Source organism: Flammeovirga yaeyamensis (assembly GCF_018736045.1).
Lineage (GTDB): Bacteria > Bacteroidota > Bacteroidia > Cytophagales > Flammeovirgaceae > Flammeovirga > Flammeovirga yaeyamensis.
Genome location: NZ_CP076133.1, coordinates 1034752 through 1058590 on the forward strand (window position 1 = coordinate 1034752; position 23839 = coordinate 1058590).

The following is a 23839-nucleotide window of genomic DNA, read 5'->3' on the forward strand; positions in this document are numbered from 1 at the left end:
CCTGAGTATTTTTAAGCAAAGATTTTTACTCAAAATTACTTTATTTTAGAAAGTAATTTTGAGTGTAGAAACCTAAGCTTACTTTCATAAGCTAAAAATTGGAGAAAAATGGAGTTTATTTATTCTAGCTGCATTTAGATTTTTCTTTTTTGGAGGAGCTCTTTGTAAAGCAAAACGTGGCATAATCACCATACATCTTTCCTTACAGCAAGGGCAGACTTTTGGATCATACGAAGTTTTTCAGTTGAAATTTTATGGCTCCATCGTCTCTATCACTTAATTTAAAGACAGACCTCAAAGCATATATATAATGTATGGAGATGGTGTGAAAAGTGTTTTGTTTTTTTGATAAGTAGCAGTTAATCATTACTTTGGCCGTCGGAAAGTTCAAGTTGGATCTTTTTAAAATACAATGAAATACTAGCGATAGTATGGATGAATTTTTGAAAAGGATAAAAAGACTTTCCACTGGTGTCATGTTTTGATACACTTGATCAAATATGTTTTTAAACTTGGAACAACACGTTTCACTTTTTCGAATATTGTCTCTTTTTTTTCATCTTAGTAAACTATTAATTACAAAATCAATTAAGGTATAAAGGTAAGTTATTGTGGGCTTTAGCTAGCGAAGCTTTTGTTTAATATGCACTATTGAGGTATGGGAAGGATATTGCTAAACTAAAAATTCAGAATATATATCCTACTCTCACTACTTATCTTCAACTTTAAAGGCTCATTATCATCAAACATATTTTTTGAACTCACATTAATTTTTACAATAGACCAAGGATAATAATTCTCATTGTTTCGTATAGCAAGAACAACCAAATTAGCAACCCATCTTAAAAATAAACTCTCGGTGGTATTCTAAAATTTATCTGATATTAAAACAGATAAGATTTATACAGTGTGAGTAGTGTTTATAAATAAGAGAGAGAACACGTTTTTAAAAAGACAACAACAAATAATATAATCTAACAATGTCACTTAAAAGAGAACTGATTTATATTGACGGGAAAGATCAGACGGATAGAATTGAAAAATATTCAAATCAGGGTAATAAGTGTGTTATTGTCTTTAAAAACAGCGATAGGGAATTTCATTATGGAAAAAATAGAGCAAAGATAGTCAGGACATCTGTAAGTGAAGAAAAGGCATTTAACGTTTTCAATTACTTACATGAAATTGCTGATACAGTAGGACTTAAAACGGATGAAGGGAGCAATATACTTTCAAGAAGTTACAAAAGTATTTCTGTCATTCCCGAGTACTGCATTTTGTCAAGTTTGTTAAATGGTTCTTTACCATATAGTCTAAGTAAAAATAAAAACCCTATTCTATTTCCATTTGGTTTTAATATAAGTCAGCAAAAGGCAGTTAATACTGCATTTTCTAACAATTTAAGTATCATTGAAGGACCTCCTGGAACAGGCAAGACTCAAACGATTCTCAACATTATTGCTAATGCGGTTTTAAATGGACAAAGTGTTGCGGTTGTTTCAAGTAATAACTCAGCAACAAAAAATGTTTATGAAAAATTGGAGAAGAATGGTGTTGAATTTATAGCTGCACTTCTTGGTAATTCCCAAAACAAAAAGGAGTTTATTGCATCTCAAAAAGAAATAAATGAATTATCTCAGTTTAATTTAACTGACGTTCAAAAAGCTGAAATAAAAGAAAAATGTATAACGCTTGCCGATCAACTCACTGAAAACCTTAGCAAGAAAAACGAGTTAGCAACACTTAAGTTAGAATTAGAAAACACAAGGTTAGAGTATGAACACTTCAAAGAAGCTTACGAAGAGAATACAGAAAAGAATGTAGGCTTCAAGAAAAATATTACAGCAAATAAAATACTTGAGTTCTGGATTACCCTTAAAAGCCTTAGCGAAAAACGTAGAAAAATCAACTTCTTTAGAAGAATCATGTATTGGTTTAAATACGGTATTAAGGATAAGGCATTTTATATGAATTCATTTGATGAAATGATTCTTAGTTGCCAATCTATGTTTTATCCATTAAGAATACATGAAATTTCAGTTAGGATAAGTAGTCTAGAACAATCTCTGAAAGATTTTGCATTTGACCATAAAATGAAGGAGTACACTGATATGTCAATGCAACTATTCAAGGCAGAATTATGTAAAAGATACAATCACCAAAAAAGAGTTCCTTATACGATCTCAGAACTTCGTCAAAAATCAGGTGAATTTATCAAGGATTACCCTGTCATTATGAGTACAACCTATTCATTAAGACAGAGTTTATCAGATAATCTTTACTATGACTATGTAATTATAGATGAAGCTTCTCAAGTTGATCTGGCGACGGGAGCACTTGCTCTTTCTTGTGCAAAAAGAGCGGTCATTGTCGGTGATGTCAATCAGTTGCCCAATGTGGTGAATTCAGGTACGCAAATAAAAACAGATAGGATTTTTGATGCTTATAAACTGAAAGAACCTTATCGTTATTCGAATCATAGTTTGCTATCGTCTATTCTTGAATTACTTCCCACAGCACCCAAAACTCTATTAAAAGAACATTATCGTTGTAATCCGAAGATTATAGAGTTCTGTAACAAGAAATTTTATGATGATCAATTAATAGTTCATACAGAACATACCACTAATCGACAACCTCTTATTGTTTATAAAACAACACAAGGTAATCATGCTAGAGAACGTATGAATCAACGACAAATTGATATTATCAAACATGAAATTATCCCAAGTCAAAATCTTGAAAATGTAGACTTAGGTATTGTAACACCTTATCGTAATCAGACCTATGCTTTACAAAAAACATTTAAAGAAACGTCAATAAAAGCAGACACTGTAGATAAATTTCAAGGAAGAGAAAATGAGGTGATTATACTATCCACCGTTGATAATGAGATTTCTGATTTTACTGACAATCCTAATCGTTTAAATGTGGCCGTTTCAAGAGCAATAGATCAATTAATAGTAGTGGTTAGTGGAAATGAAATGGAAAAAGAAAATAACATCTCCGACCTGATCAAATATATTGAATACAACAACTTTTCTATTATTCAAAGTGAGTTAAATTCAATTTTCGATTTGCTATACCAAGGTTATGAGGATAAACGATCAAAGATTATTGAAAAATCTGGGAAGGTATCTGAGTTTGATAGTGAAAACTTAATGTATGGATTAATCAAACAAGTATTGGCAGAAGAGAAATTTTTGAAATATAATGTGCTTTTGCATTACCCAATCAGACAGCTAATTAGAGATTATTCCAAATTAGACGATCAAGAAATAAAGTATGTGTCGAATTCAATGACACATTTAGATTTTCTTATTTACAACAAACTTGGTAAAACACCTGTACTTGGAATAGAAGTTGATGGTTTTGAATTTCATAAGCAGGGAACAAGACAAGAGGAAAGGGATAGAATGAAAGATAGAATCTTAGAAAAATATAATTTCCCTATTCTACGTTTTGGTACAAATGAAAGTAAGGAGAAGGAGAAATTAATTAATAAGCTCAATGAACTTTAGGGTTTGAAACTACATACTTCTTCAAAAAAATATGGTATGAGTGAGTACTACGTCTTAATTCTTGTGCCAGTATGAGAAAATATGGAATTCCAAAATAAAACATAGCGTTATTGGAAAATTGGTACGTTGTTGCGTTTTAGCAAGCCCCCACAACAGATTGAAAAAAATAAAAAGGCTTGTTACTTTCCAGTTTGTGAAAATCCTTCCTAAATAATTTACTATTCACTTTGAAGAATCGCCTTGAGGTAGATAACTGAAGCTTGGTTATCTCAAATAACCAATCCTTAATACGCAAGTGTGAATCAATAGTAGCTTCCTATGAATATCAAACAAAGAAATCTATAGGTAAGCCATAAGATGGAAAACTTCACATACGGTTTGATGAAGGGGTTCTGATAGTTTTTCAAAATGATTACATTTATAATTATAAATTTGAGAGAGCTATCAGGCTCTACTCTACTTTACTATTATACCTCTACAATAATCAAATCAAAAATTTTTACCATATTGCTACTTTATCAATAGTATTTATATGGAACTACGTAATTCAGAAAATACATCACTTCTTTTAGATATTACAGATTTAATTGAATCGAGCAAAAGTCAATTGGTCAGTAATATAAATAGTTCATTGACAATATTATTTTGGCAAATAGGGAAAAAGATTCTCTTTGAAACATTAGAGAACAAAAGAGCTAAATATGGTAAGGAAACTATTTCTAAGCTTTCTACATCTTTGTGTTTAAAATTTGGTAAAAGCTACGAGGAGAAGAACTTAAGAAGAATGGTTCAATTTGCTGAAAAGTTTCCAGAATTAGAAAAAGTCGTTACACTGTCACGACATTTATCGTGGTCACACTTTTTAGTGTTAATTCCAATAAAAGAGAAGCAAGAAAGAGAATTCTACAGTAATCTTTCAATGAACAATAATTTGGGAGTAAGAGGTCTGAGAACTGAAATTTCACGTAAAACATTTGAGAGAACGGAGAATGCAAATTCACAAATTATTTCAAAGAATAAGCTTTCAAAGGGGATTTTTAAAGATCCATATTTATTGGAATTTCTAGATTTAAAGAAAGGTTTTTTAGAAAATGATTTAGAAGAAGCAATTCTTAAACAAATAGAAAACTTCATCTTAGAACTTGGTAATGGTTTTACGTTTGTTGAAAGACAAAAACGAATGATTATAGATGGTGATGATTATTATCTAGACTTATTGTTCTATCACAGAAAACTAAAAAGACTAGTAGCAATAGAATTAAAAATAGACAAATTCAAGGCTAAATATAAAGGTCAAATGGAGCTTTATCTAAAATGGTTAAATAGATATGAGAAACAAGAAGGAGAAAATGAACCAATTGGTCTAATATTATGTGCTGAAACAAGTAAAGAACAAATTGAACTTCTTGAAATGGATAGAGATGGAATTATGGTAGCGGAGTATTGGACTATTTTACCACCAAAAGAGCTTCTAGAAGCAAAATTACATGAAGCATTAATAGAAGCGAAAGAGATAATAGAAAGAAGAAAACTATTGTAAAAGTAAATAACATCAACTAAACTCCAATCACGGTTGACACAAAAGCTCACGAGTTTAGCCATCATATACAGCATTAGAAAGCAAATTACATTAAACAAAACATACCAACAAATGAAATATTTTTCTATTTCCATTCTTGTCATCTTTATTTGTTCATGCAAGAGTAAAGTAAATGAATCAAACACTACAGAAATAAAAGAAGTAGTAGTAATTGATAAAGCAAATGAGATTATTACCAACGGTACAGCAGTTAAAAGTACAAGCAATATTCCAGAGGAAAATAATATTGGAGAACCTGAGGGCGTGGTAAAAATTGATGAAACGAAACATAGTAATATCAAATTATTATCATATTCAGAGATTTCTAAACCAGATTCAGTTATAAAATCAAACTCGATTACATTTAATAAAAAATGTGCAATCAGTATCATTCCTTCTTCTAAGTGGATAAGTGCGGAACAAGAAAAAATGGGTGAGGATGGTTGGATGACAGTTGTGGAAGATAATTCTTATTACCTAGACCAAGGAAGGCAAGTGTTAATCAAAAATAATATTGAATTTATCAAAGGTGTATCTAGGGAGAAACGATATATGATGTTTATGGAAGAAGATTCTATTGTTTCTACTATAGATTTACATAAAATGGAAGATGCTTGGGGAATAATTCTTTTCAATGGACATGATACGCCTTATTTGTGGAGTGGTACAGAAATAGACGAGGATTTAAAATTTGTATACAATAAATAACGTCTGTACAACAATAGCTAACCTCATACATCGGGTGAGACACACGCTGGTTGTAGTTTAGCGTTTACGTTGCCAACAATTGACATAAAAATTTAATAATGAAAGTAATTGATTATTTATATAAAGTGATTAAGTCAGAAATTGAATTTATTCCTTTCTCTGAACCCCAAAAAAATGATAATAAGGTTTATCCAAATGAAATTATGGATATTATAAAAAAATATGGAAATAATTTTATGCTTAATGGTCAAGAAATTGACATAGACCTAGGATACAATGATTTTGGTGGGTTAATTAACAGAGGAATTGAAATTTCAAATGATGGAGCAGGTAATTCTTGGGTCATTGAAGTTAGTCCAAATCAAGAATGTAAAGCTGTATATTTCTGTTGCCATGACCCAGCCATATTATTAAAACAATCAAATTCATTGATTGAATTTTTTCAACAAATTATAGAAGATGAACTTTTTCTAATTGAAGAAGAATTAGTGATACCCATAAAGGAAATAGACACTAACTTATTAAATGAGTTTTCTTTAGATGATAAAAGTAAATTAAAAGAAAAAGTATTAGTGGACCTTTCTTCAAATATGAAGGTAGGACAGGGTTTTGATTGGGATAAATTTGGACCAAGAACAACTATAATAAAACACAAAAGCAAAGAGATGTGGTTACTATTAAAATAAAACTGTAGGCAATAATTAAGGCTTAGTGAGGCCTGAAAGACCAAAAATTAAGCCCTTAGTTGAACAAAATCGGTGGGTTACACATTGAAATCTGTATGAAACTTAGAATAGACTTTTCAATGGCATGGAGGGTCTTTTTTGTGGCTTATTTTTTAATTATTCTCAAAATTTCCCTCTCCTGAGTATTTTAAGATAAAGAATTACACTAAAAAGCACTTGAATTTGAGTGTATTAGGTGTATTTATTCAGGCTTGTTTTCATAAGCAAAAATGTAGAAAGATGGAGTTAATTTATTCTGCCTGCATTTAGATTTCCCTTTTTTGGAGGAGCTCTTTGTGATGCAAAACGTGGCATGATCACCATACTTCTTTACTTAAGGCAAGGACACACTTTTGGATCATACCCAAGTTTTTCACTTGAAATTTTATGGCTCCATCGTCTCTATCACTTAATCTAAAGACAGACCTCAAAGTATATACATAATGTTTGAAGATGGTGTAACATGTATTTAATTTTCTTTGAGAAGAAGCAGATAATCATTAATTTAAAAGATGGAAAGTTCAAGTAGGATCTATTTAAAATACAATGAAATACTAACGATAGTATCGATGAATTTTTGAAAAGGATTAAAAGACTTTCCACTGGTGTTATGTTTAGATACACTTGATAAAACATGTTTTTTAAAAATGGAATAACACGTTACACTTTTTCGACTATTGTCTCTTTTTTTTTCATCTTAGTAAACTATTAATTACAAAATCAATTAAGATATAAAGGTAAGAGTTTGTGGGTGTTAGCTATCGAAGCTTTTGTTCAACAAAGGCAATGTAGAAGTTGTATAAGTTTAATGTAGACTCTTTATTAATGATTATAATTAAATCATTAGACCTTATTTAATGATATGAAAAAGCTAATTGAAATAAACCCAATAGAGGATCGACAAGAATTATTGGATTTGAGAAGAAGTGAAAAACTTGGATGCAGTATATCTGTTAATTATATCTACTTTCTAACTGAAGAATTTATCACTTACCCAAGTGGTCAAAGTGCCATCCTATATATTGGTGAAGCTATGAGAAAGTCTGAAAACACTGGGGTTAGGTTTGTTCAGCATATTACTCCTAAAAAAGAAACAGGATCGGACTCTGGTAATAATTTGATACTTTCTCATTTCTTTCATAATAATTGGAAAATTGGATTGGTTGTTTTTGAATCCAATCAAAGCCGTAAGTTAATTGAGCGAGAAATGATATATTGGCATATACAACAATTTGGTGCACCTCCTATAGCACAAGGAAAAATACCTCTTGATAAAAAAGGCAAGAATAGAAATAAGGATATTTTTGAATATTTAGAATCTAATAAGCAATCTGTAGCTAAAAATGGGGATTTTCTACGGAACATTAATAATAGGGTATAATACTATGTATGTTCTATCCCTCCCTCTACTCAGAGCATACATCTAGCATTAAAAGTAAACAGTTGAAAAAGAAGTTTAAAATTAAGAGATGGACCCCAGGAAGTGTTTATGCCATTCCTTTGTCCAATGGACAGTTTGGTCTCATCCAGACAGTTGATCTAATGATGAAGAATGTTGTGTACATTGTGGTATTCGAAATTCTACTAGATGAACCCCCTAAAAAGTTAATTGATTTAAGAAAAGTCCCTATAATCTCTTTGTATGCAACATTAAGGTCTCACTTAAATAATGGAAGTTTGGCTTTCATTGATGTCTATGATATTGTAACATCGAAAAGAGCATTCCCAAATGAAAAGTTTGCAGAAAAAGGGTATATAGGTGCTAAGTTTTCTGACATAGGATTGATTGCAAAGTTCATTGAGGCCTTTCATGGGGTAATTCCATGGAATGCAATGTATGAAGAGGATTATTGGACTAAATATTTAAATGCAGGAATTAAGAATCCTAAGAATGCATGGGTTTTGACACCTCAAGAACGGGAGAAATATAGAGCTCGATTATAAGGGGAGATACTTCATAGTAATCCTCTTGTTGTACTTAACTTGAGTAGTTGGAAATCATGTACATCTACCAACTACTTCCAATTGAAGCAAATTATTAAAATATGAAAAATCTCATCATCACATTTATCTCAAGTTTAGCACTGACCTCTTTTTGTTTTAGTCAGAGTATTGATTCAAAAATGAAAGAGATTCGGTCTAAGTATAATGAAGTAAATGAGTATACTGATTATGAAATAATAACTCTGAATAATGAAGAGTTTATGGATCAAATGACAGATGGAGGAGGTGAGTTAACTATGTATTTTAGAGATAATTTGATTTCTAAAATATACGAGAAGATCTATTTATCTTATGGGGTTAGAGAAACTGAATATTATTATTGGAATGAAAAACTCTTTTTTATTTATCAAGTAGAAAAAATATTCAATCATATAAAGCATTTATCAGATACTGTAGAAATAACAAAAGATGAAGCATTTGAGCTAGTAAGTAATGCCGAGAATAGATATTATTTCCATGCAGATACATTGATCCATCTTATAAAGAAAAAGAATAATTTATTAGGTTTTGATTCATCGGAAGAGGAAGTTGAAATGCTTGTCAATTGCTCTAAAGATTATTTGGCTAATTTTATAAAGCAAGAATAACTAAGAACAATCATAACGAAGTGCTATTTGAAACCTAAACAACATTTCAAATGTCATGGACCTCAACTTTTACTCTATTATTCTTTAAAAAACATTTAACCAAAAACTAAATATGGGATTAGACTCTATAGAATTATTGTTTTTTGTTGAGGATACATTTAGTATTCGATTTAATGCTTCAGAAGCAGAGCAGATTAATACTGTACAAGACTTTTCAAACTCTGTTTATGATAAAATTGTCACTAAACCAAATAAGGAATGTGTATCTCATAAAATATTTAAGAGGTTTAAAGAATCTATTCAAAGATTGAAACTTAGTGATATTGTTGTTATGCCTGAGACAAAGTTATCGGAGTTGTTTCCTAATGAAAATTTACACAGAAATTGGAAATTGTTAGAGACCGATATCGGGCTTCAATTACCCGAATTATCTTCTCTTGACTTTAGTCCAAAATTAAGCTCTCATGTAAGTGTTTTAGGTGTTAAGATCAAAAAACGTTCAAAACCAGTATTAAATGGGAACGTGCAACAATTAATTGATTGGGTAATTTCTTTAAATTATAATAAGCTTATAAACATTAAAGAAATAACGAGTAAATATGAAGTAGAAAGAATAATCTGTGGAATTATTTATGATAGAATGGGTGTTCGAATAAATGAAATAGAACTGGAACATTCTATAACTTATGATTTAGGAATAGATTAAAAGCATACAGTAAATTTAAATAAAAGAATCTCAGAGTTATTATGAACAAGAGCGTATTTAATTTTTTAATTGGCTTTTTATCAATTAGTATTTTGATCGAAATATTTGGATTAGTAAATACAATGGTAAGTTTAAAATACGAAACAGAAAATCTGAACGATTGTGTTTCTATAATAAGTGGTATAAACTTATGTTCATCAGTTAAAATGTTTGAGATAATTATAGTTATTAATATTATTCTGATAATAGGTATGATATTCTTTAAAAAGACTTTGATCAAAATATATAATACGTAATTAATTTTCAATCCATCATAATAAAAAAGATCTATTGAGTTTGTACCTATAGATATTGAATATTACTAAAATAGCCTTGTATTACTTCTTTAATGCATGGCTATTTCTGTTTTTATAAATTCAATCAATTAATTGATAATGTGGGTGATATATTCAATCTATGAATGCTAAATGTCATTAATCAACTTTGAAAGTTAAAAGTAGATGGGTAAATTATGGTTGTATAACTATAAAAACAGTACTCAAATGAACAAGGTTGAAAATAACGAGGAAATTGCAAAAAGATATTATCAAGCATTATATGCATTAGATTTCAAAACAGTTAGAGAAATTGCATCGCCCGATATACTATTTGAAGACCCTACAGCACCACCTGAATACGATGTTGCTAGAAAAAATGGTATTGATGCTACCTTAGATGTTTATCAAAGCAGTGCAGCCCTCAATGCAAAATTGAAAATTACAGATAGCTTTGTTTCAAACGGACAAGTTGTACTATATGTAGAAATAAGCGGGACAACTGCTGCCGAAAACCTTGGACTTGAAGGTGGGAAAATATCCTATAATTTTAAAGGATTTTCTGTAATACAAGTTGTCGATGGATCAGTTATTCATCATACTGACTATTTGGATTATTCAGGTATGGTAGATAGTTTCAAGTCAATTATATAAGCAGAATTAAAGCAAAATGTTGAAATGAAACTAGTAGAAATAATAGTTGCAGCCATAGGTGAGTTCATTGCCTATATATTATTCCTCTTATTTAGCGAAGGAATTGGAAAATTGATTAGATCAATTTATTACGGGGTTCGAAAATTGATTACAGGAAAGGAAAGAGAAATATCAGAATTAGAAAGAATTGAAAAACGTTACCTCTACAAAAAGTTCAAACTGAGATCGGATTTTAACGAACAAATACCAAAAGGAATGAGAGGAACAGTATTGGAAATAATTGACGAACAAAATATGTACGTTGAGTTTGAAAACACAAAAGGATTACCCTTTATTGATGTGGATGAACAAGTCTTCAAAATTGAAAGAAAAAGAATTATACTTGAAAATGTTAAACTAAAACATTAGACGTTAGTATTATAAAAATGGATTTAACAGGTGATTTTTTCTTACTATTTATATCGGAAGTGAATTAATTGATTTATCATTAAACTGGAATTAGGTGTTATTCATTTTAACTTTAGCTATGTATATTTAATCCATAGCATTAATTTACTAACAACTAATATGATAAAGACTCTTTAAGATGAAACTAATTGCCTTACTATTATTCATAATTCCCTCTTTGGTTTTTTCACAGGATAAGAATTCAGCTTGTGAAACTAAAGTGGATACGCTCACTAATACTTTATATTATTCAAATGTAGATGTATCTGCTAGACATATAGATAATAGAAATTCATTATTTAAAGAAATCTCTCAAAAAGTAAGAGTTTCTCAAGAGGCTAAAAGAATGGGACTTGATGGAGTAAAACTCTTAGCTTTTTATTTAATTACTGAAGATGGAGATGTAACAGGTGTAAGATTTATAAGAGGAGAGGATCAATTAGCAAACAAAGAGGAGATAAAATCTATAATAGAAAGTAAGAAATGGAAACCAGCTATTTGTAATAATGAAAAAGTGACATCAACTATGATGTTTACAATGCAATTGTGTTATAAATAGTTGAATGAAAAATTGTAAAACAAAAATAGATTTAATTTTATATTGTAACATGAGAAACATTTAACTATGATAATAAGAACACTATTACTCTTGTTTTTCTTTTATTTTTCATATAGTCTTAAAGGTCAAGTTTCTAGTTGTATATCAAAGTTGGACTCTTTAACCGGTTTAACTATTTATGAGAATTGTGAAGTAGGTGCAACACCTAAGTTAGGTTTCAATAATTTTTATAAATCAATTGGTAAGACAATTAACTTTTCAAGTGACATTAAGAAAATAACACTTGATCCAAAAATCTTTATTGGTTTAATAATTAATGAAAATTCGGAGGTATCAGATATAAGGGTTTTATATGGAAGTATGAGTATGATATCTAATAAAGAAATGGTGCTAGATTTATTAAAAAATACAGAATGGAGTCCTGCAGTTTGCTCTGGTAAAATGGTAAATAGTCTTGTGATAATTCCGATTACTATTTGCTTAAAATAAACATAAAGTGTGGATGATTAAATTTACTAATCAACAACAGAATTAAATCAATTCAAGTAAAGTATTCTCGAAAAACAGGGATTTAGAATGTAGAAAATCTTTTATTATGTTTATTCATTAAAGAGAAAAGAAAAATATTATGTATACCAAAAAATATGTGTATATTTTAAAACTAACTTTCATCTATTGATTACCTTTATCTTTTATATATTTATTTAAATTTTTTAATCTATTGGCAAACTGTAAAACAATGAAAAAGCTATCAAATGGTAGGTTATGCTTCTAATATTATCCAACCTCTTCCGAAAAAAGGAAGTACTTTATCTATGATCCATGCTTAGAAATATATTCAACATCCTATTTGTCATATTATTTGTATCATGTCAATCTCATTCCGTCGATACAGGAATTGAAATCTATCAAGTGAAAAAACCGCTACCGGACTTTACAAAGGATGAACATCCAGATTGTCGTTTCTGTTTAGATCTAGAAGTAACAGATTTATTTGATAAACCACTTCTAACGGAAAAAGATATCATAGAATTTAATTATAACAATCAGCAAATTATTCTGACTGAAAAGGCAAAACAAAAATTAGAAGAAATGGAAATTTCACTTGTCGGTCTTCCTATGGCAATGGTACTGGATGGTGAAATAATCTATGGATTCTGGTTTTGGAATAAATATTCTTCTTTTGGTTGCGATAGAGTGTACACTTATCCAAATATTAATTTTAAAATTAAATTTGGTTTACCTCCAACAAATGCTTTTGGGGAAGACCCAAGATTTGATGAACGATTGGAGGATTACTTAGAAAACTAGATCTAAAAGCAAACTAAAACATAATAACTAAAATTACATGAACGAATTTAAGGAACGCTATAAATCTTTTTCAAACATAGATTTATTAAGAATAATCGAGAACAAATCAGAATATCAGCCTATTGCTATTGAAGCTGCAGAAACTGAAATTGATGAAAGAAATATTTCAGTCCAAGAACAACAAGAAGCAAAATTAATTTTTGATAAAGAGAAAGAAGAGAAAAAATTAAAATTCGAAAAGAAAGCTGCTATTGGAAGAAATGTGAAAGAAGTTTTTATGGGTGTATTTGAAACAATCCATCCAATTCAAGAATCATCTCCTTCTACTGAAAAATTGATACGTTTGACAACAATAGTTTTTGGAGTCATTACTATTGCAAAACTATTTAAGGAAATGGGGTTTGTGCTGTATTTGTTATCAGGAGACTTCGGTAGTTGGGATCTAAGTGTACTCGAGGTTTTACTACCTTTTATATTATTTCCTTCTGCAACATTATTATTTGGCTTAAGAAAAAAGATAGGATGGATTTTGTTGACTTCTTATCTAACTTATTCTGCCGTAAGCACTTTAGGACTCCTCTTTTTGAATTGGAACTCCGAACCAAGCGGAATTCCAGCCTTGGAAAGTTTATTTCCTCAAACATCGCTCATTACATACATCGTTATGTTATTATTTTATGGTGGATTTATTTCGATTCTAATTAAAGCGGAAGTAAAAAATAGTTATAACATTGAGAGTAAGACAAGCTTGAAAACAATTGGGTTTTCTGTGGTGGCGACTTTGTTTTTGATTGGGTCTTACTTTTTTACGTGATCAGAGAAAATGAATTTTTTAAAGATATCAACGCAAGCCCGAGGGGTTGAAACCCCTCGTTAAGTAAACTAGTCAACCTTACTATTGATATCTATCTAAACATCACAAAATAAAAAGACTCGCGTAATAAATTCCCAAATGGGTTTAAACCCATTTGGGAGATTCTAATAAATACTTTTATCGATTATGATTTAGAATTTTTGATATTTCTTGGAGGTATAATATCCTTAACGAGGGGATTCATCCCCTTGATTACGTCAAATTTTAATTACTATTATGAATAAACTTCTTTTTCTATTTTTAATCTTTTTTTCTTCAATAAATTCTTTTGGACAATCTTTAAGTTATGAAGAAGTTGCTTTAAAATTTTATGCTGAAAATATACTATCAAAAAATGGCGATGATAATATATTTTATGACGGGAAAATAATACCAATTGATTCTAATTATCAACAAATGGCAGAAGAATTAATAAATTATTTTTATGGTTGTAAATATGATCCTAGGGGCGAGAATAATGAATCAATTTCTTTAAATAAAGAAGAATTTGAGGACGCTCTTAATATGGTAAAAAATTATAACTTTAAACCTTTTACTACTAATAATGAAGTGAAAGTTCCTGAACCAATTATAATGAAAAAAAAATTAAAGTGGAAAAAGTATATTGGAGGTATTAGAATTTATAGGTTGTGGAGATCTGAAAGACCAATTAAGTTTAATTTAAGTATTCAGCCAGTGGTACATTTTAAAAATTATTATTTCGTTTGTATCCTGATTGATAAAAACGATTTTGAATATGGAAATTGGTTTTTTATAAAATTGACAAAGGAACAAAATGTTGTTGATTGGTGTAGTGTTAGTTGGATACAGTAAAAGTAATATGAATAAGGTAAAATCTAAACATTCAAATCTATGAACACACACCACCGCCCCCTAAGACTAGCATCAATTCTATCCCTCACATGTTCCTTATTAATGACCATCTATTACATGGGACTAAGTGGAGGTGAAGGAGGAGGTATGTTTATTCTAACTATCGCAACATCTATTTTTTCTCTATTCATTTTAGGAATTGAATCCTTGTTGTACAACAACTCAAATGCATCTACAAAAACAACATTCATTACGGAGCTCATTTTTTTAATCTTGATCTTAGCATTATCAATAACTTTTCTTAAGTTTCGGATCATTTAATACAATCTTGTTAAACTTTCATCTACATGCACTCCATAAAAGAAACCTTCACTAGTCGCTATGCTCTTTCAGAAGAGAATTTCGAAATTCTTCGATCTCACATGTCACTTATTGAGAAACAAAAAGGCGAATTGATTTTGAAAGAAGGACAGGTGGATCATAGTGTATATTTTATTGAAAAAGGGGCCGTAAGGAGTTATTATTTCAATAAAGAAGGGAAGGATGTTTCTGTATGGTTTGGATTTGAAGGGGATATTGCGGTTTCATTAGGGAACTTTATTCATGCACATCCCTCATTGGAAAATATTGAGTTGCTAGAAAATACCACACTTTTAAAAATCAGTAATTCGACATTGCTAGAATTGTATACTACCCATATCGATTTAGCCAATTTCGGAAGAAGACTTGCTGAACAAGCACTTTTGGAAATGGAACAACAAATATTCTTAACGCAAACTTCTGATGCCAAAACGAGGTATCATTCTCTTATCGATAAGTTTCCTGGGATTCTTCAGAGAGTCAAACTAGGACACATTGCTTCGTATTTAGGGATTACACAAGTCACCCTAAGTAGAATTCGAGCAGAAAAATAACTTTTTAACATATGTAAAAAGAAATCACCTTTTCCAACTCTAGTTTTGTGTCATAACCTTTAAAAAAAGAATATGAGTTGGATTTACTTAATACTTTCAGGACTATTCGAAGTGGGATTTACTACTTCCATGAAGCTTTCGGATGGCTTTACCAATTGGAAAGGAGTGGTGGGCTTTTTAGTATTTGGAGCTTTAAGTTTTGGATTGCTTCTCAAATCTATGCAAACTATAGAAACGGGAACAGCCTATGCCGTTTGGGCTGGGATTGGTGCAAGTGGAACCATCTTAATGGGGTTATTCTATTTCAATGATGCTTTTAATGCTTACAAACTTATGTTTTTGTCATTCATCATCATCGGAATTATTGGAATCAAATTAAGTTCTTAACACAAAAAACACTATGAAAAACATCACAATTATTGGCGCTACGGGTACACTTGGTTTACCGATTACAAAGAAATTAAACAGTTTAGGCGTTCAAGTCAAAGCAGTAGTTAGAGATATTCAAAAAGCAAAAGAAATTCTTCCAGACAGTGTCGAAGTGGTTTATGGAGATGTAGCCAATAAAGAGAGTTTAAAAGTAGCTTTAATTGGATCAAAAACCGTTTATCTCAATTTAAATACCACCACTTGGAATGTCGATGCTCCTTTTCATGTAGAGCGAGAGGGTATTATCAATGTGATAGATGTGAGCAAAGAGTTAGGCATTCAGCATATTATGCAAATAGTGGGCATCGATTCTTCTCACCCAGAATTTGCAACTACGGGAATGGAATACAAAACCAATCTCATCAGAAAACCGGCAATGGAATACCTTAAAAATTCAGGCATAAACTATACTTTTTTCCATTGCTCTGTTTTCCTAGATTCCTTCCCGAGCTTTATTCAGGAACAAGAGTTCGCGATCATCGGTAACCATTCTTACCCAGTATATTTTACCAATACCACTCAATTGGCAGGGAATATTTTTAATGCCATTGATAATGAGGAAGCTCACAATAAAGCATTTACCATTCAAGGCAAAGAAGGGGTAAGTTTCCCTGAAGCAGCCAAAAAGTTTGTTGGTATCTATAATTCAGACATCAAAGTGATGGAGTACCCATTGGATATCATTCCACACTTGGGTTTGCCTACAAAAGAAGATGAACAATTTATGGAACATATGCTTACTTATGTTGAGCAGTTGAAAGAGGAACAAGTTTCCCAAAAGACATGGGAAATATTAGGTGAGCCAGAATTATCTATTGATGATTTTGCTAAGACAATCGTTGGTCGATAAAATCCCAAACCTTTTAGGATTTGCATTAATGAAAGTTAGAGACAGATTAATTAATGAATAAGTGATATGTTTTATCCATTGCGGATAAAACATATCACTTTACTTATTTAAGTTTCAGAAAAAGTAGGGAATCAATTATTTTAATAGAATAGTTCACCTAATTATTTGATAATAACCCACACTATGAAACTTAAGCATCTATTATTTTTTGGTTTATCCTTTTTTGTATTCATCTCCTGTGATGACAACGAAACCAATGATCCTGATCCAGTAGTAGAAAGTACCTTTGGCATTCGTCACGATAAAGAATTATCCGAATACGAAAGTATTGCCGCTACTGTTAGTCCCGAAAATCCTGACTTCAGAACCGTAGTTCAATTTAAATATAGTTTAGATGGGACGGATGAATACGATTACACCGCATCCGGAGTGGTGATTGACGAGGAATGGATTCTCACCGCAGGTCATAACTTTTATGATAAGTCAGAACAAAGTAATCCGGCACCTGTATCGGGCATTACAATTCGCGTAGGGAACGATCCCAATAATCCGGATACAACGTATACCGTAGAATCGATTTACATTCATCCTACATGGTTAAATGGGGATCAAAATTATAGCGATGCCAACGACCTGTGTTTAGTAAAAGTTTCGAGTGCAATTGCTGATATCACTCCAGCACAATTATTTACAGACAAAACCGAAACATTAGGAAATAAAGTATGGATTTGCGGTTTTGGAGATTACTCAAAATTAGAGGGTCAAGATAAAACCATGGATTCAAAAAAACACGCTATGGAAAATGTTTTGGATAGGCTTCAGGAAGGTTTGGAGACTTCTGTGAATGGCGTAACTTATTCTGGTGGATTAGTGGCTTTTGATTTTGATAATCCAGGGAAGACTATCAATTCGCTTGGTGATGATATTGTGAATGCTGACGAAAAAATTCTAGGTGAAGGCACTTCAGATCCTGAACCAATGGAGTACGAAGCAACAACAGTATCAGGCGATAGTGGAGGTCCCTTATTCCTTAAGGATACTGATGGTGCTTGGAAAGTATCTGGTATATTAGGTGGAGGGGCAAGTAACGTCTTCGAAGGTCATGTAGATGGTAGTTATGGAGACATTAGTATCTACACAAGAGTATCCACCTCTTACGATTGGATATCTTCAGTGATGAATGATGAAGAATAAAGATGAATTACAATTGTAGAGATGTTTTAATATCTTCTCTATTGATAAAAGGTTTAGAAATAGGTTGTTTCATTTAAGTATGGGATAACCTATTTCATTTTCATCATATCACTTTTTTTCTTAGTTTCATATCAACTAAACTAGCTCTTGATATGAAATACTTATTTTCCATTCTTACGGTATTCCTCTTTTCTTGTGATTATAATGATATTTCAGAAGAAAATGCGACTCATGTAAAGCGAATAGCCTCTTTACAAGATTCTCTTATTAAGCTAAATAGAGAATTGATTCTACTGAAATTAGAGCATGATACACTAAAATCAGAAGTAAGTGCATTTGAAAAAAAGAATAGCTATTATAACGAAGACTTTTTGATGTTCATCTCAAAATTTGCAGAAGATAAAGAGTTTCAAAAATCGCGTATTCTATATCCTATTCCAATTCATGAGGAATACGGAGTAGAGGCAAGCGATTATGAATTGACAAAAGAAACGTGGGATACTAATCAGTTTAAATTTTACCCTCCAGGGTATCACCTTTTTCAAAATGAAGAAATGGAATATCTACCCACTAATTATAGAATAATGAATTGGTATGGAATAGAATCTTGTGGAGATTTAAAATTCTATTTCAAGGGAGTGGAAGGAAAATGGTTTTTGTATAAAGTATTTCATCAAGGGTAATTCTTTGATGTTTAATATAAAAATAAATGAACTTAGAAATAACCACTCAACCAAACTAGCAAGATGCTAAAACAATAAGCCAAGGGATCATCAACTTTAATAACGACAAAGTACCTGATCTGGAACCTATCGAAAAAGAGGTTAAGTTTTTTGTGTTTGTTAGAAATGATGACCAAGAAGTGATCGGAGGAATTCGAGCGATTTGTTTTTGGAATACTTTACATATTGAATTATTGTGGCTTTCAGAAGAATGTAGAGGTAAAGGAGTGGGCAAAGAACTAATTGATTCTGCCGAAAAATTTGCTGTCGAACATGGATGCGAAAAAGCATTTGTTGAAACTACAAGTTGGCAAGCAAAGCCTTTTTATGAAAAAATGGGCTATCATCATATAGCCACAATTAATGACCGACCGAAAGGTCATGCTTCTCACTATTTAACTAAAGACTTAAAATGAGTAAAGGAAACTATCTATCAGAAAAATTAAAAGAGATACTTACAGAAGGAAAATGGGTAACAGGAACCAACGTTAAATCTCAGATACTTGATCTAACTTTGGAGCAAGCTTCTCGAAAAGTGAACGGATTAAATAGTATCTGCGACTTGGTGTATCATTTAAACTATTATAATGCTGGAATTATGGAAGCATTCAAAACCAATCAGTTAAACATTAAGGATAAATATAGTTTTGATGCACCCCAAATCATCAACGAAGAAACTTGGAAGGAAAGAATAGCTACATTTTGTGAAAACGCAGAAGCACTTATCTCTTTGGTTTCCTCATTATCCGATGACGAAATTCATGGGCCTTTCGTTGATCCAAAATACGGTACTTTAGAAAGAAATATCGATGTGCTAATAGAGCACAACTATTATCATTTGGGACAAATAGTGTTGATAAAGAAATTGATTACAGCTTAATTGGAGAAATGAAGATCAAGTTTTTATCAAAAAAATGAGGTGATTATCCATTGATATTGAGATAATATACTAAATTTATTCCACCATATTATTTACACTTTTTAGACTACTTCAACATGAAATTTTTTAAGAGAGACTGGGTGATCGACAAACTTTCTGATGTTATCATAGTGATATTTAGTATCACGATTGCTTTTCAATTAAACTCTTGGAAAGAAAGGTCACAGCAGAACAAAAAAACAGAGAATATACTTTCTCAATTAAAATCGGATATTCAATCGGATGGTGATCGAATTCAGCAACTCATTAAAGGACATGAGAAGAAAGTAAAAGTGATGGAAAACTATCTCCAATTACTGAATGATAAAAAGATGACTGGACAACAGTTTTTCGAGATGCATCAAGTAATGAATTCAACTTCCTCATTGACCCTGAAAAAGACCAACTACAATGTCGTTTTAAGCACAGGAGATCTTTATTTAATTCATGATAAAGATTTAATGAAGGACATCATAGAGTATTATAACTCAGAAAAGGAAAGTGAATTTTATGAGAAAAATGAAATAGAGAGGCTAAACGAATTCAATACTATGCTATTTGATGAATATCTTTTAGGCTCAAATGAATTACCTCAGAAAGTGATAAAGACCATTGGCTTTAAGAATGTTATGTTGGTGTTTAATTATAATCTTCAGTTAAAAATTGGAGAGTACAAGCAGCTTTTAAATCGGAATAAAAAACTATTAGAGAAGATGTAATTCTTAGATTTTTACTTTAAATAAAATAGTAAGAAATTCATAATACATTAATACAAAACAATTGCTATAACTTTCTCAATTGGTTATTTTTAGTAGACAAACAAATCTGACCTAAAACCTAATAAAATGAGAAAGATCAAAGCAGTAATTTTTGATTTAGACGGAACTATCGGAGATACAGTTCCTTTATGTATCCAAGCTTTCAGACAATCCATCGAACCACTTATTGACCAACAAGTTTCTGATGCCGAAATTATGGCTACTTTTGGCCCTTCAGAAGAAGGAACTATCATGGCCTTAGCCCCAAATCACTACGACAAAGGGGTGGCAGATTATCTAGCCTACTATGAAGAGCATCATGATATTTGTCCATCCCCTTTCGATGGGATGCTAGAAGTACTCAACTTGCTTCAAGAGAAACAGATCCGAATTGCCATGGTCACAGGGAAAGGGAAATACAGTACAGAGATTTCCTTAGATAAATTTGGATTGACTGACTATTTTGAAATCATAGAAACGGGTATTCCTACTGGCCCGAGCAAGCCAGAAGGTATGGAAAAAGTAGTCGACTATTTTAAAGAAATTCCAAAAGAAGAGATGATCTATGTTGGTGATGCCCCAAGTGATATTACTGCAAGCCGACAAGTTGGAATTGCAGTCGTTGGAGCCGGATGGGCAGAAGCTACTGAAGTTGGAAAATTGGAAGCTCTAAGAGCCGATAAAGTCTTTAAAACCATTGAGGAATTTAAAACTTGGTTGGTTACTAAAATTTAAAATCTTGATGTACCTTGTGGGGAAGTGATATAAAAACTTCCTTTACAAGGTTAGATTGGAATCGATTTTATAAAATTGAGATATCCATTTTTTTGTCTAGGCCTTGTTCAATAATTTTTTGAAGAGTAGAAATCTGAATATCACTTTTTCCTCTCTCAATTCTTGAAATGTAGCTTTTTTTGGTACCTGATTTAATAGCTAGATCTTCTTGAGTAAGCTTAGCTTTTAAACGTTCTTCCTTTAGCATAACACCAATACGAAAGGAAAGGGATTCTTCTTCATATTGATCTCTTACTTTCTCTCCTTTTTTTCCATATTTATTTTCAAGAAGTTCTTCAAATGATGTGATTTCTTTCATATTTTTTCTGAACTGAATCGTTTTGTTTACTATAAAAATTGATAAAATAATCTTTATAGAATTTTATTTCTCTGTACATGTAAAGTTAACTAATTAGTTTACTTATTTCAAATCGTTAGCAATGATGAATTAAATTAATCGATTGGTTATTAAAATCATAAATATTGTATAAGTATTGTGGTAAAATAAAAACTATTCATATTTATTACTTTTGCTTTTTGAAATACCAATTGATATTTTCTTCTTTACTTCCATGCAAAACCAAACCTTTAAAAACGGACAAAAAAAAGCATTAATCCGATTGGCGTTAATTACCTCTCCAATTATTGGTGTTTACACTATAACACCAATGATTCTTTTTGTCACCTCGGTAAAAGATGTTCAATTGGAGAATTTCTATATCAACGAATTCAATGTTATAAAGGCATTAGTGGGTATTTCATTCTTTGTATTTATAGAATGGATGCTCAATATTTGGTTATTTAGCTATGCAGATAATCAATTGGGGAGGGAAATAAACAAGAAGTATAAATACATTTTTTCTTATGCATTTATGTTTGTGGCGGTGTTATTCTCACAAATAAGACGGATGGAAATGAACCCCATCGATTTTAAAATGTTCAGTTATTATCCTTTTGTAGCTGCAACTGCTAACAATACATTTATCCTCATTTTATATCGCTTAATTACGGGTCGACACGAAAAAGCACAGTTGGAACTCGATAAAACCAAACTGGAATTAGCACAGTATGTAACTCAGCAGGAACAACTAAAGAACAAAATTCATCCTCATTTTATATTCAATGCCCTCAATACCCTAAAACTTTTAATAAAAAGAGAACAAGGCGCCGCCGAGGATTACTTGGTTCGACTTTCTTCTTATCTACGCTTTTCCATTACGGAAACAGCCAAAGACATATCGCTGATTAAAGATGAATTGGAATTTTGTCAGAATTACATAGAATTGCAGAAAGTGAGGTTTGCGAATTCCATCACCTTTCACAACCTTTTGCCTCAAGAGGTAATCAATAATGAGTACTTACCTGTGGTTACACTTCAGTCATTGGCCGAAAATGCGATCAAGCATAACGCATTTACAAAGCGAAATCCATTGGTTTTAGAATTAAGATTAAAAGAAGATGGCAACATTGCTTTTAGTAATAATGTGATACCAAAACGGACCAACGAAGAAACTACAGGAACTGGTTTAGATAATTTGAGAAGACGTTTTGAACTCTTGGGGAACGACTCATTAAGCATCGTTCATCATCAAGAAGACAAACAATTTGAAGTGACTTTTAACACAATCAAAAAATGAAAATTGTAATTATTGAAGACGAATATTTGATGGCAGAAGAATTGGAGTCTTTAATCATCAATTATAATACAGATAACGAGGTGGTGGCGAAGCTGACTACGGTGGAAGAATCCATCAGCTATTTAAATGAACACCCAATGCCCGATCTGTTCTTTTCGGATATTCAACTGCCCGACGGTTTAAGTTTTGAAATCTTTGATGAGATCAATTGCAAAGTGCCCGTCGTTTTTTGTACCGCTTACGATGAATATGCTTTGGAAGCCTTTAAGGTGAATGGCATTGATTACATTTTAAAGCCATTTGATAATAATACGATAGGGAATACCTTAGAAAAGGTCAACCGAATGATGTCTCAAAAGCAACCTATAAGAGAAGACTTTTCGAGTATAATAGCAGAATTAAGAGGGGCATCAAAAAATACAGTAAAAAAGAATATTCTGATATTCAAAGGAGAGAAGATCATTCCAATCAATACCACAGAAATAGCCTATTCTTATCTAGAAGCAGGCGTAACTTATATCTATACTTTCGACAATCAGAAGTACGTAACCGATCAGTCCTTAGATACTTTAGAATCTAATCTTGGAAATACATTTTATAGAGTCAATCGACAGTTTTTGGTCAATAGAGAAGCCATTGACCATGTCTCTAAATATTTTGCAAGGAAATTATTAGTAGAAATGAAGTTGAAAAATGTGCCCGATCAGATCGTTGTGAGTAAAGCAAAAGCGAGCGATTTTTTAAGGTGGTTACAAGAGTAGAATCCTCTTGCCCGTTTCGGAGTTCGATTGGCCCGTTTCATCTAAATTTTCATCAAAGTAAAAGGGAATAACGAAGATA

27 protein-coding genes are annotated in these 23839 nt (G+C 31.3%); 26 read left to right on the top strand and 1 reads right to left on the bottom strand.

Annotated elements, in window-relative coordinates; translation table 11 throughout:
- Positions 1-980 precede the first annotated feature (980 nt).
- The 24 genes from KMW28_RS23970 (at position 981) to KMW28_RS24085 (ending at position 21323) form a co-directional block, all read left to right on the top strand.
- Positions 981-3521: an AAA domain-containing protein gene (locus KMW28_RS23970; protein WP_169661869.1), complete on the top strand. Its 2541-nt coding sequence runs from the start codon at positions 981-983 to the stop codon at positions 3519-3521.
- Between the two features lie 532 nt (positions 3522-4053).
- Entirely contained in the window at positions 4054-5061 is a 1008-nt protein-coding gene (locus tag KMW28_RS23975) for a PDDEXK nuclease domain-containing protein (RefSeq protein WP_169661868.1), read from the top strand.
- A gap of 111 nt (positions 5062-5172) precedes the next feature.
- The gene (locus KMW28_RS23980) at positions 5173-5808 is read left to right on the top strand and encodes a hypothetical protein (protein WP_169661867.1); all 636 of its coding nucleotides are present in this window, start codon (positions 5173-5175) and stop codon (positions 5806-5808) included.
- A 98-nt stretch (positions 5809-5906) separates the two neighbouring features.
- A complete protein-coding gene (locus KMW28_RS23985; RefSeq protein WP_169661866.1) occupies positions 5907-6494 on the top strand; it encodes an SMI1/KNR4 family protein in 588 nt (195 codons plus the stop codon).
- Positions 6495-7395: 901 nt separating this feature from the next.
- On the top strand, positions 7396-7914 hold the full coding sequence (locus KMW28_RS23990) for an HNH endonuclease signature motif containing protein (protein ID WP_169661865.1): 519 nt from the start codon (positions 7396-7398) through the stop codon (positions 7912-7914).
- 62 nt (positions 7915-7976) lie between these two features.
- Entirely contained in the window at positions 7977-8477 is a 501-nt protein-coding gene (locus tag KMW28_RS23995) for a hypothetical protein (RefSeq protein ID WP_169661864.1), read from the top strand.
- Between the two features lie 101 nt (positions 8478-8578).
- The gene (locus KMW28_RS24000) at positions 8579-9124 is read left to right on the top strand and encodes a hypothetical protein (protein ID WP_169661863.1); all 546 of its coding nucleotides are present in this window, start codon (positions 8579-8581) and stop codon (positions 9122-9124) included.
- 112 nt (positions 9125-9236) lie between these two features.
- The gene (locus KMW28_RS24005) at positions 9237-9830 is read left to right on the top strand and encodes an acyl carrier protein (protein ID WP_169661862.1); all 594 of its coding nucleotides are present in this window, start codon (positions 9237-9239) and stop codon (positions 9828-9830) included.
- Positions 9831-10372: 542 nt separating this feature from the next.
- Positions 10373-10798: a nuclear transport factor 2 family protein gene (locus KMW28_RS24010; RefSeq protein WP_169661861.1), complete on the top strand. Its 426-nt coding sequence runs from the start codon at positions 10373-10375 to the stop codon at positions 10796-10798.
- Between the two features lie 24 nt (positions 10799-10822).
- Positions 10823-11206: a hypothetical protein gene (locus KMW28_RS24015; protein ID WP_169661860.1), complete on the top strand. Its 384-nt coding sequence runs from the start codon at positions 10823-10825 to the stop codon at positions 11204-11206.
- Between the two features lie 178 nt (positions 11207-11384).
- The gene (locus KMW28_RS24020; protein ID WP_169661859.1) at positions 11385-11804 is read left to right on the top strand and encodes an energy transducer TonB; all 420 of its coding nucleotides are present in this window, start codon (positions 11385-11387) and stop codon (positions 11802-11804) included.
- 66 nt (positions 11805-11870) lie between these two features.
- Positions 11871-12293, top strand: coding sequence for a hypothetical protein (locus tag KMW28_RS24025; protein ID WP_169661858.1), 423 nt, complete (start codon positions 11871-11873; stop codon positions 12291-12293).
- A gap of 333 nt (positions 12294-12626) precedes the next feature.
- The gene (locus KMW28_RS24030; protein ID WP_215585971.1) at positions 12627-13115 is read left to right on the top strand and encodes a hypothetical protein; all 489 of its coding nucleotides are present in this window, start codon (positions 12627-12629) and stop codon (positions 13113-13115) included.
- 37 nt (positions 13116-13152) lie between these two features.
- Positions 13153-13929 carry a hypothetical protein gene (locus tag KMW28_RS24035; protein ID WP_169661856.1) on the top strand — a complete coding sequence of 259 codons (777 nt, stop codon included), beginning with the start codon at positions 13153-13155 and terminating at the stop codon, positions 13927-13929.
- A gap of 276 nt (positions 13930-14205) precedes the next feature.
- A complete protein-coding gene (locus KMW28_RS24040) occupies positions 14206-14802 on the top strand; it encodes a hypothetical protein (protein WP_169661855.1) in 597 nt (198 codons plus the stop codon).
- Between the two features lie 347 nt (positions 14803-15149).
- On the top strand, positions 15150-15716 hold the full coding sequence (locus KMW28_RS24045) for a Crp/Fnr family transcriptional regulator (RefSeq protein WP_169661854.1): 567 nt from the start codon (positions 15150-15152) through the stop codon (positions 15714-15716).
- Between the two features lie 72 nt (positions 15717-15788).
- A complete protein-coding gene (locus KMW28_RS24050) occupies positions 15789-16103 on the top strand; it encodes a DMT family transporter (RefSeq protein WP_169661853.1) in 315 nt (104 codons plus the stop codon).
- Between the two features lie 13 nt (positions 16104-16116).
- Positions 16117-16995 carry an SDR family oxidoreductase gene (locus tag KMW28_RS24055; RefSeq protein WP_169661852.1) on the top strand — a complete coding sequence of 293 codons (879 nt, stop codon included), beginning with the start codon at positions 16117-16119 and terminating at the stop codon, positions 16993-16995.
- Positions 16996-17178: 183 nt separating this feature from the next.
- Positions 17179-18189 (top strand): S1 family peptidase, encoded by a 1011-nt coding sequence (locus KMW28_RS24060; RefSeq protein WP_169661851.1) that lies wholly within the window; start codon positions 17179-17181, stop codon positions 18187-18189.
- Positions 18190-18341: 152 nt separating this feature from the next.
- Positions 18342-18872, top strand: coding sequence for a hypothetical protein (locus tag KMW28_RS24065; protein ID WP_169661850.1), 531 nt, complete (start codon positions 18342-18344; stop codon positions 18870-18872).
- A gap of 128 nt (positions 18873-19000) precedes the next feature.
- On the top strand, positions 19001-19327 hold the full coding sequence (locus KMW28_RS24070; RefSeq protein ID WP_244994594.1) for a GNAT family N-acetyltransferase: 327 nt from the start codon (positions 19001-19003) through the stop codon (positions 19325-19327).
- Positions 19324-19791, top strand: a complete 468-nt coding sequence (locus KMW28_RS24075; RefSeq protein ID WP_169661849.1) for a DinB family protein — start codon at positions 19324-19326, stop codon at positions 19789-19791. Before KMW28_RS24070 ends, KMW28_RS24075 begins: the two co-directional genes overlap by 4 nt.
- Positions 19792-19907: 116 nt before the next feature.
- Positions 19908-20549 carry a hypothetical protein gene (locus KMW28_RS24080; protein ID WP_169661848.1) on the top strand — a complete coding sequence of 214 codons (642 nt, stop codon included), beginning with the start codon at positions 19908-19910 and terminating at the stop codon, positions 20547-20549.
- A gap of 126 nt (positions 20550-20675) precedes the next feature.
- Complete coding sequence (locus KMW28_RS24085; RefSeq protein ID WP_169661847.1) at positions 20676-21323, top strand: HAD family hydrolase; 648 nt, start codon at positions 20676-20678, stop codon at positions 21321-21323.
- Positions 21324-21390: 67 nt separating this feature from the next.
- Here KMW28_RS24085 and KMW28_RS24090 read toward each other — a convergent pair whose 3' ends face one another.
- On the bottom strand, positions 21391-21681 hold the full coding sequence (locus KMW28_RS24090; RefSeq protein ID WP_169661846.1) for a helix-turn-helix domain-containing protein: 291 nt from the start codon (positions 21679-21681) through the stop codon (positions 21391-21393).
- Positions 21682-21934: 253 nt separating this feature from the next.
- Between KMW28_RS24090 and KMW28_RS24095 the strand changes: the two genes are divergently transcribed.
- Together KMW28_RS24095 and KMW28_RS24100 are read left to right on the top strand one after the other, a co-directional pair.
- Entirely contained in the window at positions 21935-22999 is a 1065-nt protein-coding gene (locus tag KMW28_RS24095; protein WP_169661845.1) for a sensor histidine kinase, read from the top strand.
- Positions 22996-23760 (top strand): LytR/AlgR family response regulator transcription factor, encoded by a 765-nt coding sequence (locus KMW28_RS24100; protein WP_169661844.1) that lies wholly within the window; start codon positions 22996-22998, stop codon positions 23758-23760. The genes KMW28_RS24095 and KMW28_RS24100 overlap by 4 nt, the downstream gene beginning before the upstream one ends.
- The last annotated feature ends 79 nt before the right edge of the window (positions 23761-23839 follow it).

Excerpts from the sequence above, each read along its gene's own strand:
- KMW28_RS24050 (WP_169661853.1), top strand. The coding sequence starts at position 15,789 with ATGAGTTGGATTTACTTAATACTTTCAGGACTATTCGAAGTGGGATTT.
- KMW28_RS24020 (WP_169661859.1), top strand. The coding sequence starts at position 11,385 with ATGAAACTAATTGCCTTACTATTATTCATAATTCCCTCTTTGGTTTTT.
- KMW28_RS24075 (WP_169661849.1), top strand. The coding sequence starts at position 19,324 with ATGAGTAAAGGAAACTATCTATCAGAAAAATTAAAAGAGATACTTACA.
- KMW28_RS24025 (WP_169661858.1), top strand. The coding sequence starts at position 11,871 with ATGATAATAAGAACACTATTACTCTTGTTTTTCTTTTATTTTTCATAT.
- KMW28_RS24060 (WP_169661851.1), top strand. The coding sequence starts at position 17,179 with ATGAAACTTAAGCATCTATTATTTTTTGGTTTATCCTTTTTTGTATTC.
- KMW28_RS24090 (WP_169661846.1), bottom strand. The coding sequence starts at position 21,681 with ATGAAAGAAATCACATCATTTGAAGAACTTCTTGAAAATAAATATGGA.
- KMW28_RS24055 (WP_169661852.1), top strand. The coding sequence starts at position 16,117 with ATGAAAAACATCACAATTATTGGCGCTACGGGTACACTTGGTTTACCG.
- KMW28_RS24045 (WP_169661854.1), top strand. The coding sequence starts at position 15,150 with ATGCACTCCATAAAAGAAACCTTCACTAGTCGCTATGCTCTTTCAGAA.
- KMW28_RS24000 (WP_169661863.1), top strand. The coding sequence starts at position 8,579 with ATGAAAAATCTCATCATCACATTTATCTCAAGTTTAGCACTGACCTCT.
- KMW28_RS24065 (WP_169661850.1), top strand. The coding sequence starts at position 18,342 with ATGAAATACTTATTTTCCATTCTTACGGTATTCCTCTTTTCTTGTGAT.
- KMW28_RS23970 (WP_169661869.1), top strand. The coding sequence starts at position 981 with ATGTCACTTAAAAGAGAACTGATTTATATTGACGGGAAAGATCAGACG.
- KMW28_RS24080 (WP_169661848.1), top strand. The coding sequence starts at position 19,908 with ATGAAATTTTTTAAGAGAGACTGGGTGATCGACAAACTTTCTGATGTT.
- KMW28_RS23980 (WP_169661867.1), top strand. The coding sequence starts at position 5,173 with ATGAAATATTTTTCTATTTCCATTCTTGTCATCTTTATTTGTTCATGC.
- KMW28_RS23975 (WP_169661868.1), top strand. The coding sequence starts at position 4,054 with ATGGAACTACGTAATTCAGAAAATACATCACTTCTTTTAGATATTACA.
- KMW28_RS24015 (WP_169661860.1), top strand. The coding sequence starts at position 10,823 with ATGAAACTAGTAGAAATAATAGTTGCAGCCATAGGTGAGTTCATTGCC.
- KMW28_RS24005 (WP_169661862.1), top strand. The coding sequence starts at position 9,237 with ATGGGATTAGACTCTATAGAATTATTGTTTTTTGTTGAGGATACATTT.
- KMW28_RS24100 (WP_169661844.1), top strand. The coding sequence starts at position 22,996 with ATGAAAATTGTAATTATTGAAGACGAATATTTGATGGCAGAAGAATTG.
- KMW28_RS23985 (WP_169661866.1), top strand. The coding sequence starts at position 5,907 with ATGAAAGTAATTGATTATTTATATAAAGTGATTAAGTCAGAAATTGAA.
- KMW28_RS24040 (WP_169661855.1), top strand. The coding sequence starts at position 14,206 with ATGAATAAACTTCTTTTTCTATTTTTAATCTTTTTTTCTTCAATAAAT.
- KMW28_RS24010 (WP_169661861.1), top strand. The coding sequence starts at position 10,373 with ATGAACAAGGTTGAAAATAACGAGGAAATTGCAAAAAGATATTATCAA.
- KMW28_RS24085 (WP_169661847.1), top strand. The coding sequence starts at position 20,676 with ATGAGAAAGATCAAAGCAGTAATTTTTGATTTAGACGGAACTATCGGA.
- KMW28_RS24030 (WP_215585971.1), top strand. The coding sequence starts at position 12,627 with ATGCTTAGAAATATATTCAACATCCTATTTGTCATATTATTTGTATCA.
- KMW28_RS24095 (WP_169661845.1), top strand. The coding sequence starts at position 21,935 with ATGCAAAACCAAACCTTTAAAAACGGACAAAAAAAAGCATTAATCCGA.
- KMW28_RS23990 (WP_169661865.1), top strand. The coding sequence starts at position 7,396 with ATGAAAAAGCTAATTGAAATAAACCCAATAGAGGATCGACAAGAATTA.
- KMW28_RS24035 (WP_169661856.1), top strand. The coding sequence starts at position 13,153 with ATGAACGAATTTAAGGAACGCTATAAATCTTTTTCAAACATAGATTTA.